The organism is Bradyrhizobium sp. LB11.1 (assembly GCF_040549385.1).
Taxonomy (GTDB): domain Bacteria; phylum Pseudomonadota; class Alphaproteobacteria; order Rhizobiales; family Xanthobacteraceae; genus Bradyrhizobium.
Genome location: NZ_JBEPTH010000014.1, coordinates 37068 through 49329 on the forward strand (window position 1 = coordinate 37068; position 12262 = coordinate 49329).

Annotated in this window: 17 protein-coding genes; 10 read left to right on the forward strand and 7 right to left on the reverse strand. The window is 63.5% G+C overall.

Annotation, left to right across the window (positions count from 1 at the left end):
* The first annotated feature begins 77 nt into the window (after nucleotides 1-77).
* From ABIA96_RS29000 to ABIA96_RS29015, 4 genes are all read left to right on the forward strand, one after another.
* Entirely contained in the window at nucleotides 78-446 is a 369-nt protein-coding gene (locus ABIA96_RS29000) for a YciI family protein (RefSeq protein WP_234680602.1), read from the forward strand.
* Nucleotides 443-1738, forward strand: coding sequence for an RNA polymerase sigma factor (locus ABIA96_RS29005; protein WP_354140461.1), 1296 nt, complete (start codon nucleotides 443-445; stop codon nucleotides 1736-1738). The genes ABIA96_RS29000 and ABIA96_RS29005 overlap by 4 nt, the downstream gene beginning before the upstream one ends.
* Before the next feature lie 76 nt (nucleotides 1739-1814).
* Nucleotides 1815-2351 carry an SRPBCC family protein gene (locus tag ABIA96_RS29010; RefSeq protein ID WP_354140462.1) on the forward strand — a complete coding sequence of 179 codons (537 nt, stop codon included), beginning with the start codon at nucleotides 1815-1817 and terminating at the stop codon, nucleotides 2349-2351.
* 77 nt (nucleotides 2352-2428) lie between these two features.
* Nucleotides 2429-2842, forward strand: coding sequence for a VOC family protein (locus tag ABIA96_RS29015; protein ID WP_354140463.1), 414 nt, complete (start codon nucleotides 2429-2431; stop codon nucleotides 2840-2842).
* Nucleotides 2843-2914: 72 nt separating this feature from the next.
* Here ABIA96_RS29015 and ABIA96_RS29020 read toward each other — a convergent pair whose 3' ends face one another.
* The 5 genes from ABIA96_RS29020 to ABIA96_RS29040 all read right to left on the reverse strand — a co-directional run bounded on the left by ABIA96_RS29020 (nucleotide 2915) and on the right by ABIA96_RS29040 (nucleotide 6012).
* Nucleotides 2915-3262 (reverse strand): hypothetical protein, encoded by a 348-nt coding sequence (locus ABIA96_RS29020; RefSeq protein ID WP_354140464.1) that lies wholly within the window; start codon nucleotides 3260-3262, stop codon nucleotides 2915-2917.
* A 562-nt stretch (nucleotides 3263-3824) separates the two neighbouring features.
* On the reverse strand, nucleotides 3825-4262 hold the full coding sequence (locus ABIA96_RS29025) for a hypothetical protein (RefSeq protein WP_354140465.1): 438 nt from the start codon (nucleotides 4260-4262) through the stop codon (nucleotides 3825-3827).
* Nucleotides 4263-4395: 133 nt separating this feature from the next.
* Complete coding sequence (locus ABIA96_RS29030; RefSeq protein WP_354140466.1) at nucleotides 4396-5184, reverse strand: SDR family NAD(P)-dependent oxidoreductase; 789 nt, start codon at nucleotides 5182-5184, stop codon at nucleotides 4396-4398.
* Between the two features lie 71 nt (nucleotides 5185-5255).
* Nucleotides 5256-5804, reverse strand: coding sequence for a DUF2846 domain-containing protein (locus ABIA96_RS29035; protein WP_354140467.1), 549 nt, complete (start codon nucleotides 5802-5804; stop codon nucleotides 5256-5258).
* The gene (locus tag ABIA96_RS29040; RefSeq protein WP_354140468.1) at nucleotides 5797-6012 is read right to left on the reverse strand and encodes a hypothetical protein; all 216 of its coding nucleotides are present in this window, start codon (nucleotides 6010-6012) and stop codon (nucleotides 5797-5799) included. Before ABIA96_RS29040 ends, ABIA96_RS29035 begins: the two co-directional genes overlap by 8 nt.
* A 59-nt stretch (nucleotides 6013-6071) precedes the next feature.
* Here ABIA96_RS29040 and ABIA96_RS29045 point away from each other — a divergent pair, with 59 nt between their 5' ends.
* The 4 genes from ABIA96_RS29045 (at nucleotide 6072) to ABIA96_RS29060 (ending at nucleotide 8390) form a co-directional block, all read left to right on the forward strand.
* Nucleotides 6072-6476, forward strand: a complete 405-nt coding sequence (locus tag ABIA96_RS29045; protein WP_354140469.1) for a YciI family protein — start codon at nucleotides 6072-6074, stop codon at nucleotides 6474-6476.
* A 59-nt stretch (nucleotides 6477-6535) separates the two neighbouring features.
* The gene (locus ABIA96_RS29050) at nucleotides 6536-6901 is read left to right on the forward strand and encodes a YciI family protein (RefSeq protein WP_354140470.1); all 366 of its coding nucleotides are present in this window, start codon (nucleotides 6536-6538) and stop codon (nucleotides 6899-6901) included.
* A 123-nt stretch (nucleotides 6902-7024) separates the two neighbouring features.
* Nucleotides 7025-7777, forward strand: a complete 753-nt coding sequence (locus tag ABIA96_RS29055) for a TetR/AcrR family transcriptional regulator (RefSeq protein WP_354140471.1) — start codon at nucleotides 7025-7027, stop codon at nucleotides 7775-7777.
* 121 nt (nucleotides 7778-7898) lie between these two features.
* Entirely contained in the window at nucleotides 7899-8390 is a 492-nt protein-coding gene (locus ABIA96_RS29060) for a DUF2852 domain-containing protein (RefSeq protein ID WP_354140472.1), read from the forward strand.
* Nucleotides 8391-8745: 355 nt separating this feature from the next.
* Here ABIA96_RS29060 and ABIA96_RS29065 read toward each other — a convergent pair whose 3' ends face one another.
* On the reverse strand, nucleotides 8746-9906 hold the full coding sequence (locus tag ABIA96_RS29065) for an acyl-CoA desaturase (RefSeq protein ID WP_354140473.1): 1161 nt from the start codon (nucleotides 9904-9906) through the stop codon (nucleotides 8746-8748).
* A 307-nt stretch (nucleotides 9907-10213) separates the two neighbouring features.
* On the opposite strand from ABIA96_RS29065, the gene ABIA96_RS29070 reads away from it, so the two are divergent.
* Entirely contained in the window at nucleotides 10214-10975 is a 762-nt protein-coding gene (locus ABIA96_RS29070; RefSeq protein ID WP_354140474.1) for a serine acetyltransferase domain-containing protein, read from the forward strand.
* 40 nt (nucleotides 10976-11015) lie between these two features.
* Nucleotides 11016-11726, forward strand: coding sequence for an SDR family NAD(P)-dependent oxidoreductase (locus ABIA96_RS29075; protein WP_354140475.1), 711 nt, complete (start codon nucleotides 11016-11018; stop codon nucleotides 11724-11726).
* A gap of 15 nt (nucleotides 11727-11741) precedes the next feature.
* Here ABIA96_RS29075 and ABIA96_RS29080 read toward each other — a convergent pair whose 3' ends face one another.
* Nucleotides 11742-12029: a hypothetical protein gene (locus ABIA96_RS29080; protein ID WP_354140476.1), complete on the reverse strand. Its 288-nt coding sequence runs from the start codon at nucleotides 12027-12029 to the stop codon at nucleotides 11742-11744.
* Nucleotides 12030-12262 lie beyond the last annotated feature (233 nt).

Consider the following 12262-nt stretch of genomic DNA (forward strand, 5'->3'; position numbering starts at 1 on the left):
AAATTTTTTCCTTAGCTCTGTCGGGGCGGGGCATAGTGGACCGTCTTTAAAACAAGCGTTCAGGGAAGGTGCTGCCGATGCTTTATGCGATCCTTTGCTATCACGACGAGGACTTCGTCGGCTCCTGGAGCAAGGACCAGGACGAAGCCGTGATGAAGAAGCTCGCCGTGGTGCAGGATAAGCTCACACAGCAGGGCCGGCTCGGCCCGGTGGCGCGGCTGCTGCCGACCACGGCGGCGGCGACCTTGCGCAAGGAAGACCCCCCGCTGGTGCTCGACGGTCCCTATGCAGAGACCAAGGAGCAGCTGCTCGGCTTCTACATCGTCGACTGCAAGAATCTCGACGAGGCGCTCGACGTCGCGCGCGACCTCGGCTCGGCCAATCCCGGCGGCGCCTATGAGGTGCGCCCGGTCGGCGTGTTCAGGCCAGGAGGAATTTCGGCGTGAGCGACACCGACACCGCCTGGATCGAGACCGCGCTGACCTCGGCGCGTCCGCAGGCGGTTGGCGCGCTACTGCGCTATTTCCGCGATCTCGATACGGCCGAGGAGGCGTTTCAGAACGCCTGTCTGCGCGCGCTGAAAACCTGGCCGCAGAACGGGCCGCCGCGCGACCCCGCGGCCTGGCTGATCATGGTCGGCCGCAACGTCGCGATCGACGAGGTCCGCCGCACCCGTAAGCAGCAGCCATTGCCGGAGGACGATCAGGCGATCTCCGATCTCGACGACGCCGAAGGCAAGCTCGCCGAGCGGCTCGACGGCTCGCACTACCGCGACGATATTCTGCGGCTGATGTTCATCTGCTGCCATTCACAACTGCCGGCGACGCAGCAGATCGCACTCGCGCTGCGCATCGTCTCGGGTCTCACCGTCAAGCAGATCGCGCGCGCCTTTCTGGTGTCGGACGCCGCGATGGAACAGCGCATCACGCGCGCGAAGGCCAAGGTCGCCGAGGCCGGGACACCGTTTGAAACACCCGGCGCGATCGAGCGCTCGGAGCGGCTCGCCGGCGTCGCCGCGATGATCTATCTGATTTTCAACGAGGGCTATTCGGCAAGCGGCGACACGGCCGAGATCCGAAAGCCGCTGTGCGAGGAAGCGATCCGGCTGGCGCGGCTGTTGTTGCGCTTGTTCCAGAGCGAGCCTGAGATCATGGGCCTGACGGCTCTGATCCTGTTGCAGCACGCGCGCAGCGCCGCGCGCTTCGCCGAAGACGGCACGCTGATCCTGCTGGATGACCAGGACCGCTCGCTGTGGAATCGCACCATGATCGCGGAGGGCCTGGCGCTGATCGACAAGGCGATGCGCCACCGCCGCAGCGGGCCCTATCAGATCCAGGCCGCGATCGCCGCGCTGCATGCGCGCGCGGCGACGCCGGAGGAGACGGACTGGACCCAGATCGACCTGCTCTACGGCGCGTTGGAGGTGGTACAGCCCTCGCCGGTGGTGACGCTCAACCGTGCGGTCGCCGTCTCCAAGGTGCGCGGTCCGCAGGCTGCGCTCGACCTGATCGAGCCGCTGGCGCCGAAGCTTGCCAACTACTTCCATTTCTACGGCGTGCGCGGCGCCTTCCTGATGCAGCTCGGCCGCAACGACGAAGCCCGCGTCGCCTTCGACCGCGCCATCGCGCTCGCCAACACCTCGGCCGAGGCCGCCCACATCCGCATGCACATCGATCGCCTGATCAGGGACAGCCAGCCGAAGGGCGGCGGCGCCCGGCAGGGCGCGAAGGCGAAGTGACGGCCAAAAAAACGTTCCGTCACATGTCGGTCCCGGCCCGGCTCCTTCGTCTTAATCCCGTATCAGGGAGCCATTCATGTTGAAAGCCATTGCCATCGCCGCCGTCGTGCTCGCCGTCGGCATAGCCGCGGTCCTCGTCTTCGCATTGACAAAACCCGACACGTTCCGTGTCGAGCGCTCACTCGCGCTGAAGGCGCCGGCCGAGGCGATCTATCCGCTCGTCTCCGATTTCCACTTCTGGACCAGCTGGTCGCCTTATGAGGGGCGCGATCCCGCCATGAAGCGTACCTTCGGTGGAACCGCGGCAGGGAAGGGCGCAACCTACGCCTGGGACGGCAACAACAATGTCGGCGCCGGCAATATGGAGATCCTGGAAGCGAATGCGTCGTCAAAACTGCGCATCAAGCTCGATTTCGCACGGCCCTTCGAAGGGCACAACACCGCCGAGTTCACCTTTGTGCCGCAAGGCGATGCCACACTGGTCACATGGGCGATGTACGGTCCGGCTCCCTTCATGTCCAAGGTGATGCAGGTCTTCATCAACATGGATAATATGATCGGCAAGGATTTCGAGGTTGGCCTCGCCAGCCTGAAGAAGCTGACCGAGAAGTAACGCCGCCGGCCACCGCCCAAGGAACTGCCAGAGGAACTGCCAGAGAAACCGCCAAGGAAGCAAAGAGGAGAGAAACGATGCTCAATCCCTATCTGTTCTATCAGGACACCTGCGAAGCGGCGTTCAACTTCTACGCCAAGATTCTCGGCGGCAAGATCGACGCCATGATGCGTGTCTCGGACGCGCCGGCGGACATGCCGGGTGCGCCAGGCCGCGAGAAGACGATCATGCATGCGCGGCTGTCACTGCCCGACGGTAGCGTGTTGATGGCCTCCGACGCGCCGCCCGAGCATGTTCAAAAGCCGCAGGGCTTTTCGATTTCGGTCACAGTCGCGGACACCGCGGAGGGAGAGCGCAAGTTCAACGCGCTCGCCGACGGCGGCACCGTCACCATGCCCTTCAGCAAGACGTTCTGGGCCAAGGGCTTTGGCATGTGCGTCGACAAGTTCGGCATTCCCTGGATGGTGAACTGCCCTGCCGAAGGAATGTGAGCGCGATGCTCCGTTGATGCCCTGAGCTGCGGCTTCCTCTCTCTATTGTTTTGAGAGAGGGAGTGCGCCCCGTCAGCGGATCGATCCAGTCACGTCCTCGCTCGGCGTCTGCGTCACGCAGTTGCGGCAGATCACGAGCTTTGAGCCGAGCTGCCTGTCGTTCTCGGCTTCGATCTCGTCCTGGACGGCCCACCATGCGTCGGAATAGGGGCGCAGCGTGGCGAGCACCCTTTGCCGCTCCAGATTGGGATCGCTTTCCGGTGCTGCGTGATTGGCAAGGCGACGTTTCGTGACAGCAGGACGATTGGGATCCTGACCGAGTCCGTCCCACGCGATCGGGCGACGCTCCGCCGCCGGCGCGGACGCGCATCCCGCGAGCGCTGCGCAAAAACTAAGCAAGACGAGAATGTATCGAGCCATGCCGAACCTGTCGTGCGGTACGCCACGCAAATCGGCGTGGAAAACTTTGCACCGCGACACTTACCCGGGACTTGAGGGAAAACGACGTCGACCGCATGGCCGAAAGGAGATTCGTGCGCTCGTTTCACTTTGCGGGAACAGCGCGAGCGGGTTTGTGACACGAGACGAATTGCATCGCACAACAACTGGCGCAAGATTAGGCTGTGAACTTCGCGCCAGAATCGTTACTTCTAGTCACAATACCTACAAACTAGGGCGGGCGTGACTTGGAAGGAAGCGACCGATGGTGGCGGCGCTACAAATCAATTTTGCTCTGTGGGGAATGCTGATCTGCGCCAGCGTGAAGCTCGCGCTGGTCGTGGAGATCGTCTTCCACTAGGGGAATAGCCAGTTTGTGACGGCCTCGGTTCCCCGTGCGAGCACATAGAACCGGCCGTCCGTTATGGCTGCGCTCGTGATCGGGAACATCAGGATGTAAGCCTGTCGCTCCCGCTGCAAAAGTGATGACCGCGCTTGCGAACCGGCATGTGCGTCGGTGCTGATACCGCCTGCGATCGAATTGTCATCGACAGCGCGGATAGATTGCGGCGAGGTCGCGCCCCTTCAGCAAAAGTAATCGCGAGGTAAGGCCGCCGCGACGGCTGATCCAGTCGCGAACGGGGCCCGGATAGGCCGCAAGCACGGCTTCGGATGCTTCCGGCTCGGCATAGAAGCGTCCGCGCCGGTCGACCGAACGCGCGGCATGGAAACCGAGCACGGCACGTTTGGTGACGCAGATGCGCTCGCCCGGCACGATGCTGAGCACCAGCGTGCAGGCGGACAGGCAGGGACCGTCGATCACCACGCGGTCGCCGCTCTCGCGTACCTTCTCGAACAGATCGAGGAACGGTCCGACCTGCCCGCCGGGGCTCTGGATGATGCGGATCTCGGCTTGCGCGGGTGCGGAGGCGAGCAGGGCGGTTGCGAGCATCAGGGCTTTGAGGACGGTGACGCGTCGCATCGAGCACTCCACACATTCGATTCCGTAGGCCTCGTAGGGTGGGCAAAGCGAAGCGTGCCCACGACGTCTAGAGATGGTGGGCACGGCGCTCGCGCGCCTTTGCCCACCCTACAAATCCCGTGCCTATCTGCGCCTATCCGTTCCGCCGTTCGCCGCGCAGCGTCGGCAAGCCGATGCCGGCCGCATCGAAGCCGCCATCGACGGCTAAAATTTGGCCGGTGATGTAGCTTGCGCGCTCCGAACACAGGAAGTAGATCGCTTCTGCGAGTTCCTCCTCCAGGCCGTAGCGGTTGAGCGGAATGGCGTCGTGATAGTCGGCGCGGATCTCCTTGCTGTGCACCTGCTTCGCCATCGCGGTGTCGACTGGTCCCGGTGCGACGGCATTGACGCGGATGTTGAGCGAGGCGAGTTCGACCGCGAGTTGCTTGGTGAGATGCGCGAGACCAGCCTTGCTGGTTCCGTAGGCCGAGCGCAGCGTCGAGGCGCGCACCGCCGAGATCGAGGTGATGTTGACGATGGCGCCGCCGCCCTGTTCGCGCATCAGCGGCGCGGCCGCCTTGGTGCAGAGGAACGGGCCGGTGAGATTGACCGCCATGATCCTGTTCCAGTCGGCATCGCTGGTCTCCAGCACCGGCGCAAACACGGCGACGCCGGCATTGTTGACGAGCGCATCGAGCCGTCCGAAGCGGCTCATCACCGCGGCCATTGCGGCTCCCACGGCCGCTGCATCCGACACGTCGCAGGCAATCGCCAGCGTGTTGTCGGGATTCTGCAGCGCCGCTGTCGCACTTGCCTGCAGCTCTCCCTCGATATCGAGCAGCACCACGCGCCAGCCTTCGGCGAGAAAGCGCTTCACCGTCGCGAGCCCAATCCCGCGCGCGGCGCCGGTGATGAGGGCAACCTTGGCGGGGAAGGAGGTCATGACGCGGTCCTTTGCTCGGACCCGCGACATGACAGTTTAGTCGGTCCCGCGCAAGGGATCACGATGAGCGATCAGAGTTTGGGGCCGACATATCTCAGGCGGCCGATGTCGGATTGTCCCTGCTCGGGGAATTCGAGCGTCGGCGTGACATGGCCAACAAGGATCCCGGCCGACACTGCGGTCTTGATGTACTTCGATTCTCCCGCGGCCAATTGAAACGTCACCGCATTCTGGACCTCGGTCGTCGTTGTCACGACGTATTGCCCCGGTGGCCGGTCGACAAAGGTGAATCCGCCGGGCACGGACCTGCCGACGACTTCATTGTTCATCCGAATCTCGGGCTGAACAGCCGACCCCTGGAACTCGCCCGGCCGGGTAAAGTAGACACGGCCAAAACCCGGCTTCAATGGCGGGATCTGCAAGGGCGGTTCGTCAAGGCCGCGTGGACTCGCGCAACTCGCTAACAAAAATCCGACAAGCAAAAGGGGCAGCGCCCGATCTTCGATCTCATATGCCCCCGTCTCAAAGTATCGGAGCGCCCAGTTCCAAGTCGACGGCAAACGGCGAAAGGCTAATAGTTGCCTCGCTGTTTCCACGCCCCCAAGGGCGCAATTAGGCATACACGCATTGATTGTGCAACCGTTTTCCGGCCAGCGAACATAGCGATGACCAATCGTCGACCACGCGCGACGAAATGATGTTCAGCGCATCGATCTCGGAGGCGATCGGGGCGTTCAGCGCAAGCAGGTTGATCTGGCTGGTGACGCCCGAAATCATCTCGACGATGCCGTCATGGCCTGCACTGCCGCAGCCAGAAATAATTTTCACAGCCCTGTCTGCTTCGTAAAACGTCGTTCGTCTTAATGACGAGGCAAGTGAGGAACCGCATGCGATTCATGATGCTGATGATCCCGCTCGGCTACGAGACCGCGCCGGCGGACGTGCAACTCGATCCCGAACGCGTCGCCGCGATGATGCGCTACAACGAGGCGCTGAAGGATGCCGGCGTCCTGATCACGCTGGACGGCCTGCATCCGCCGTCGATGGGGGCCCGCGTCTCGTTTGCCACCGGCCTGCCCGTCGTGACCGACGGTCCCTTCGCGGAAGCCAAGGAAGTGCTGGGCGGCTACTGGATGATCGAGGTCGCCTCGCGCGAGGAGGCCATCGCCTGGGCGAAGCAGTGCCCGGCTTCGGCCAGCGAAATCATCGAGATCCGCCAGGTGCAGGAAATGTCCGACTTTCCGCCGGAGGTGCAGGCGGCCGCCGCTGGCTTCGACGGTCTGAAGAGCTAGTCACAGCGGTCGCGTTGGAATCGCGGCTGTCGTCAATCCATCAACAAGGGAGCGAACCGATGAGCGCAGAACACAAATTCCTCGCCGTCTATCTTGGCAGCATGTCCGGGCCGAAAATGGCGGCCTGGAATGCGCTTCCCGAGACCGAACGGAAGGCGAAGGAACGGGAAGGCATGGCCGCGTGGCACGGCTGGGTCGAGAAGCACAAGGACGTCATCGTCGAGATCGGCGGTCCGCTCGGCAAGACCCGCAAGATCGACGCCCGCGGCATCACCGAGGTCAGCAATGCGCTGACCGGTTTCACGGTGGTGCGGGCTGCCTCGCAGGAGGCTGCTGCGAAACTGTTCGAGAACCATCCGCACTTCGCGATCTTTCCCGGCGAGGCGGTCGAAGTCATGCCGGTCCTGACCATTCCGCAGATGTAACTTTGGGCCGTGTCCGGGCTCGACGCCGACGCATCGGTCCGGTGTGATCCGTGGAAGTACGGGTTAATCACACCCCATCGCCGCTAGTGACCTTCACGCCCGGCTCATGTAAAAGTCGTTCACATGAGCTGGCGCAAGGAGCAGCGTCGCGCCGAGCGCGGCTATCACCACGGCAATCTGAAGGAAGCCCTGTTGCAGGCCGCCCTCGGGCTGATCGCGGAGAAGGGGGCGGCCGGTTTCACCTTTGCCGATGCCGCGCGCATGGCCGGCGTCAGCGCGGCGGCGCCTTACCGGCATTTTCGCGACCGCGACGAGCTGTTGTCCTCGATCGCGCAGCGCGGCTTCGAGCAGTTCGAATCGCGTCTTACGGCGGCGTGGGACGACGGGCGCCCGGACACCGTCACCGCGTTCGAACGCGTCGGCCGGGCCTATCTCGCCTTCGCCCGCGAGGAGCCTGCCTTCTACAACGCGATGTTCGAATCCGGTCTGCCGGTCGATGCCAATCCGGCGCTGCAGGCCGCGAGCGAGCGCGCTTTTAACGTCATTCGCGCCGCCGCAGAGCGCCTTGCGGCGCTCGCCCCGCCCGGTGCACCGCGTCCGCCGGCGATGATGATGGCGCTGCATATCTGGTCGATGGCGCACGGCGTCGCCTCGCTGTTCTCGCGCGGGGATGCGGCGCGGCGCAAGTTGCCGATGTCGCCGGACGAACTGCTCGAAGCCGAGGTACTGATCTATCTGCGCGGCCTCGGCTTCCCGACCGACCGCCGGCCGCAGGCGAAAAGCGCCGAGCCGCCGCCGGTGCCGCCGGAGGCTCCCTCCGGTTCCGGAGTCCCGCCGGTTGGCACTCCAGGTGGTCCTTGGGGCAAGCCGAAATAAAGTTGCGCAAATAATTCCGAGACCGTGTCAGGCCGCCGGCTTGACAAAATCGCGGGATGATTTAGCTATGTAAATGTTATTTACATTCACAACGGCATTCATGCCGTGATGGAGATGGGAAATGGCCTACACCGCTGATGTCAATCGCTGGCGCGGCCCCTCTGACCAACAGCAACAATACGAGCGACCTCGCATGCTCGATACGCCATGGCATCCCGGCTGGATCGCCGTGACCATCCTCGGCTTCATCATCTGGTGGCCGATCGGACTTGCCCTTCTCTTTTTCACACTCGGGAGCAGAAAAATGGGTTGCTGGAGCCACCAGGATCGCTGGCAGAACAAGATGGAGCGGATGCAGTCCAAAATGGACCGCATGCGCGGCCGCATGGAGCGCGGCGGCTTCGGCTTCGGTTTCGGGCCGCCTTCGAGCGGCAACCGAGCCTTCGATGAATACCGCACCGAGACGCTGCAGCGGCTCGAGGAAGAACAGGTCGAGTTCAAGAACTTCCTCGACCGTCTGCGTCACGCCAAGGACAAGGAAGAGTTCGACCAGTTCATGGCGCAGCACAAGACGCGTCCGACCCCGCCGCCGACCGACCAGCAGCAGGGCTGATCTTGAAGGGCTGACACCTCTCAAAGCCTTCAGGCGCATGCCCCCAAAGTCCTGATGGCCCCGAGCCGCCCGCCTGCGCACTCCGCAGGCGGGCGGTTTGGTTTTTGGGGGCTATGCGGTGTCGTCTACGACCACGCTCACGATCGCCCGGTGCCATAGAACCCGCTTCCCACGAGGCACGACTAAACCCTGACAGCGCCTCCCGCGCCAACGGGTCCGACCATGACCAACGCCGAACGCAAGCAGATCAACCAGCGCGTCGTGCTGCTGGAGCGTGCCAGCGCGCTGTTCGGTCGGTTCGGGGGTTCCATTCCGGTGGCAATTGCATTTCTCAGGTCGGGCCAGGCCGCCAGCTTCAGCGCACCGTCACGAGCTGCGCGCGCACCGACGTCAGGAAATGTTCGTAGGCGTGATCGACGATCTCGTTGAGTGATCGCGTTCGCGCGAACATCGCCCTCGCCTCGGCGAGAAACTCGTCGCGGGTCGGAATCTTCGGCAGATGCAGATGCGTCAACGCATCGACGCCGTCATGTGCGCGATTGAGGATGTCGTGCAGCGTCGGCAGTTGCAACTGGGCCGGATCGGCCCGGTGCAGTGCCGACGAGATCGCGTGCGCGAGTTTTGGCGCATCGAACCGCCCGGCAAGCTCGCGGGCTGCGCGATTGATGACCCGCGCGCCGAGCGGCTGCTCGTTGCGCAGCACCTGCTCGGGCGGCGCCTTCATGTTCCAGACGACGCCGAACCAGGACAGCACCTTCAGGACGTAATAGGTCGGGTCGATTTCCCACCAGTAGAAACCTTGTCGCACGCTGCTCTGGTAGGCGTGGTGGTTGTTGTGCCAGCCTTCCCCCATGGTGAACAACGCCAGCAGCCAGTTGTTGCGGGAATCGTCGCCCGTCACGTAGCGCTTGCGTCCATGCACGTGGGCCAGGGAATTGATACAGAAGGTCGCGTGGTAGACCAGCACCGTGCTCCACAGGAAGCCGACGACCAGACCCGACCAGCCCGCCACCAGGAAGCAGAGCACCGCAAGCGCAACGGCCGGCAGAAGCTCCACCCGATGCAGCCACATCAGCTCCGGATAGACTGCGAGATCGCCGACCTTCACGAGGTCGGTCGCATCGTGCTCCCGGTAAAAGATCCAGCCGAGATGACTGTACAGGAAGCCGCGCTGACGCGGCGAATGCACGTCGTGTTCGGTGTCGGAATGCAGATGATGATGCCGATGCTTGGCCGCCCACCACAGCACGCTCTTCTGCGCGGTGCTTTGCGCAAGGCAGGCCAGGATGAACTGAAACACCCGGCCGGTGGCAAAAGCCTTATGCGAGAAATAGCGGTGGTAGCCTGCTCCGATCGCAAACATGCGCACGACATACAGTGAAATGCAGATTGCAACGGCCTGCCAGGTGACCCCTGTCCAGATCGCCGCAAAGCAGCCGAGATGGACCAGCACGAACGGTATGGCGGAGGGGTACATGACGTCGTGGTGGTCGTCGGCTGGTGCGTTGGGCGACATGTCTTGGCGTGACCTTGCGTGAGCGTAATTCGTTTCGGCTGCGCCGATGGCGGCCGGGTACGAAAAACCCGCGGATGGCGGACCACCGCGGGGCTTGAACGAGATGCCCTACGTGGACATCCCCGGCCAACCCAAAGTCGGCCAAAAGTTTCGGGGACTATATGGTCGCGGATGCCCGGCTTGCAAGCTCGTAGCCGCACGGGGGCCTGCGGCATGGTGCTCGGGGCGCCGCTGCCGCGGCGTGGCGCGCGGCCTGCCCACGGCCTATATTCGATATGTGAGTGCTAAAATACCGGAGGCGGCGACGATGGCAGTTGCGACCGCGACCAACGACCGTCTCTGGCAGACGATACGCGACGAGGCGCAGCGCGCGACGGCGGCCGATCCTGTCTTTGGCAAATCCCTTGGCACCGTTCTCCTCCATGACGATTTTACCGCCGCCCTGGCCGATCTGATCGGGCGCAGGCTCGGCGGTGGTGCCACGGAGCGTGCGCGTTTCACCGCCTTTGCTCTCGACGCCTTTCGCGGCTCACCCGAATTGATTGAAGCGGCCGGTCGCGATTTGCAGGCGATCGTGCGCAGCGATCCAGCCATCGCCAGCCTGTTGACGCCGTTGCTGCATTTCAAGGGTTATGTCGCACTGCAAGCCTGGCGCGTCTCGAACTGGCTCTGGCGTCATGACCATCGCGATGCGGCGCTGCTGTTTCAGAACGAGGCGTCGAACGTCCTGCAAGTCAGCATTCATCCCGCCGCCCAGATCGGATCGGCTGTCTATCTCGACCACGCCACCGGCATCGTGATCGGCGCCAATGTCGTGATCGGCGACGAGGTCACCATCCTTCAGAACGTCAGCATCGGCCGACGTGGTGAACTTCCGACGCGCTCGCCGCGTATCGGGCACAGCATCTATATCGGTGCCGGCGCGACCATTCTTGGCGACATCAGCATCGGCGATTTCGCGAAGATCGGCGCCGGTACGGTCGTGACGTCGGATGTGCCCGGCGGCTGCACTGCGGTCGGCAATCCCGCGCGGCTCACCAATTGTCCGGAGCCTGCTTCTGCGGCGTGAACCATGACCCATCATCAGCTTTCAATTGTCGGAGCGTGCAATGAAGACGGCAATCGTGATCGGCGTCGGACCGGAACGCGGCCTTGGCGCCCGGCTCTGCAAGCGTTTTGCGGCCGAGGGGCTCAAGGTGATCGTCGCGGGCCGGACGCAGTCGGCGTTGCGGGCGGTCGTGGATGACATCGCGAAGGCCGGCGGTGTGGCCACGCCCGTCGTCGCGGACGCGACCCGGGAGAGCGACATCACCGCCTTGTTCGATGCCGCCGGCGAAGACCTCGACCTCGCGATCTACAATGCCGGCAACAACACGCCGGGAAAGATCATCGAGATGGACGCCGAGTATTTCGAGAATGCCTGGCGCGTGGTCTGCTTCGGCGGCTTCCTGTTCGGCCGCGAAGCGGCGCGCCGCATGGTGCCGAAGAAGACCGGCACGCTGCTCTTCACCGGCGCCAGCGCCTCGCTGCGCGGGCGATCCGGCTACGGCGCATTCAACTCGGCCAAATCAGGCGTGCGCACGCTGGCGCAGGCCATGGCCAAGGAATACGCGCCCGACGGCATCCATGTCGGCCATGTCGTGGTCGACGGCGCGATAGCCGGCGACAAGATCTTTACGCGGTTTCCGGATGCGGCCGGCCGCGAGGACAGCCTGATCGACATCGAGGGCATCGTCGACGCCTTCGCCTTCCTCTACCGTCAGCCCGAGCGGGCCTGGTCGTTCGAGCTCGACGTGCGGACCTCGAAGGAGAAGTGGTAGATCGCGTCCGACGGATCAGGCGGCAGCCTTGTTCTTGATGGCGCCAATGATCGCGGTGAGAATTGCCCCGCCGGCGCCACCGGCGACAACCTGTGACACGACGCCGCCAACGCTCAGATTTCCCGATTGCGCTGCGGCCATGACGGACGGAAGCAACAACGTCACGATCTGGCCGAGCACGCCACCACCGACCAGACCGGAAATGACGTTCCCAGCCATTCCGAGATCAAATGTCGGCGAAGACTTGCCCGCGCCAACTCCACCAAGCGCACCTGAGACGAGGTTGATCAGAATCTGTTCCATGAAGACCTCCCATATGACGGGCAGCTCATGCGTCACCACCATCGGTTGACGGGCAGCCCATCGACACTCTCAGGCGCGTTACAGACAAAAACAAGAGAGCTGTGTCGCCGATCGCGAGGTGAAGTTCCGTCGCGGATGGCACAAACTGCATAATGATCCTTTCGACTTCTCCTTTACCGAATTTCGGATGCGGCGCGCGCCCCGCACGGACGAAACGCGCCGCGAGAATGCCA

What these genes read in the sequence shown, in the direction of transcription:
- ABIA96_RS29025 (WP_354140465.1), bottom strand. Translation starts at nt 4,262, where the DNA reads ATGCGACGCGTCACCGTCCTCAAAGCCCTGATGCTCGCAACCGCCCTG.
- ABIA96_RS29030 (WP_354140466.1), bottom strand. Translation starts at nt 5,184, where the DNA reads ATGACCTCCTTCCCCGCCAAGGTTGCCCTCATCACCGGCGCCGCGCGC.
- ABIA96_RS29055 (WP_354140471.1), top strand. Translation starts at nt 7,025, where the DNA reads ATGAGCTGGCGCAAGGAGCAGCGTCGCGCCGAGCGCGGCTATCACCAC.
- ABIA96_RS29020 (WP_354140464.1), bottom strand. Translation starts at nt 3,262, where the DNA reads ATGGCTCGATACATTCTCGTCTTGCTTAGTTTTTGCGCAGCGCTCGCG.
- ABIA96_RS29080 (WP_354140476.1), bottom strand. Translation starts at nt 12,029, where the DNA reads ATGGAACAGATTCTGATCAACCTCGTCTCAGGTGCGCTTGGTGGAGTT.
- ABIA96_RS29070 (WP_354140474.1), top strand. Translation starts at nt 10,214, where the DNA reads ATGGCAGTTGCGACCGCGACCAACGACCGTCTCTGGCAGACGATACGC.
- ABIA96_RS29000 (WP_234680602.1), top strand. Translation starts at nt 78, where the DNA reads ATGCTTTATGCGATCCTTTGCTATCACGACGAGGACTTCGTCGGCTCC.
- ABIA96_RS29075 (WP_354140475.1), top strand. Translation starts at nt 11,016, where the DNA reads ATGAAGACGGCAATCGTGATCGGCGTCGGACCGGAACGCGGCCTTGGC.
- ABIA96_RS29050 (WP_354140470.1), top strand. Translation starts at nt 6,536, where the DNA reads ATGAGCGCAGAACACAAATTCCTCGCCGTCTATCTTGGCAGCATGTCC.
- ABIA96_RS29060 (WP_354140472.1), top strand. Translation starts at nt 7,899, where the DNA reads ATGGCCTACACCGCTGATGTCAATCGCTGGCGCGGCCCCTCTGACCAA.
- ABIA96_RS29015 (WP_354140463.1), top strand. Translation starts at nt 2,429, where the DNA reads ATGCTCAATCCCTATCTGTTCTATCAGGACACCTGCGAAGCGGCGTTC.
- ABIA96_RS29010 (WP_354140462.1), top strand. Translation starts at nt 1,815, where the DNA reads ATGTTGAAAGCCATTGCCATCGCCGCCGTCGTGCTCGCCGTCGGCATA.
- ABIA96_RS29035 (WP_354140467.1), bottom strand. Translation starts at nt 5,804, where the DNA reads ATGCCTAATTGCGCCCTTGGGGGCGTGGAAACAGCGAGGCAACTATTA.
- ABIA96_RS29045 (WP_354140469.1), top strand. Translation starts at nt 6,072, where the DNA reads ATGCGATTCATGATGCTGATGATCCCGCTCGGCTACGAGACCGCGCCG.
- ABIA96_RS29065 (WP_354140473.1), bottom strand. Translation starts at nt 9,906, where the DNA reads ATGTCGCCCAACGCACCAGCCGACGACCACCACGACGTCATGTACCCC.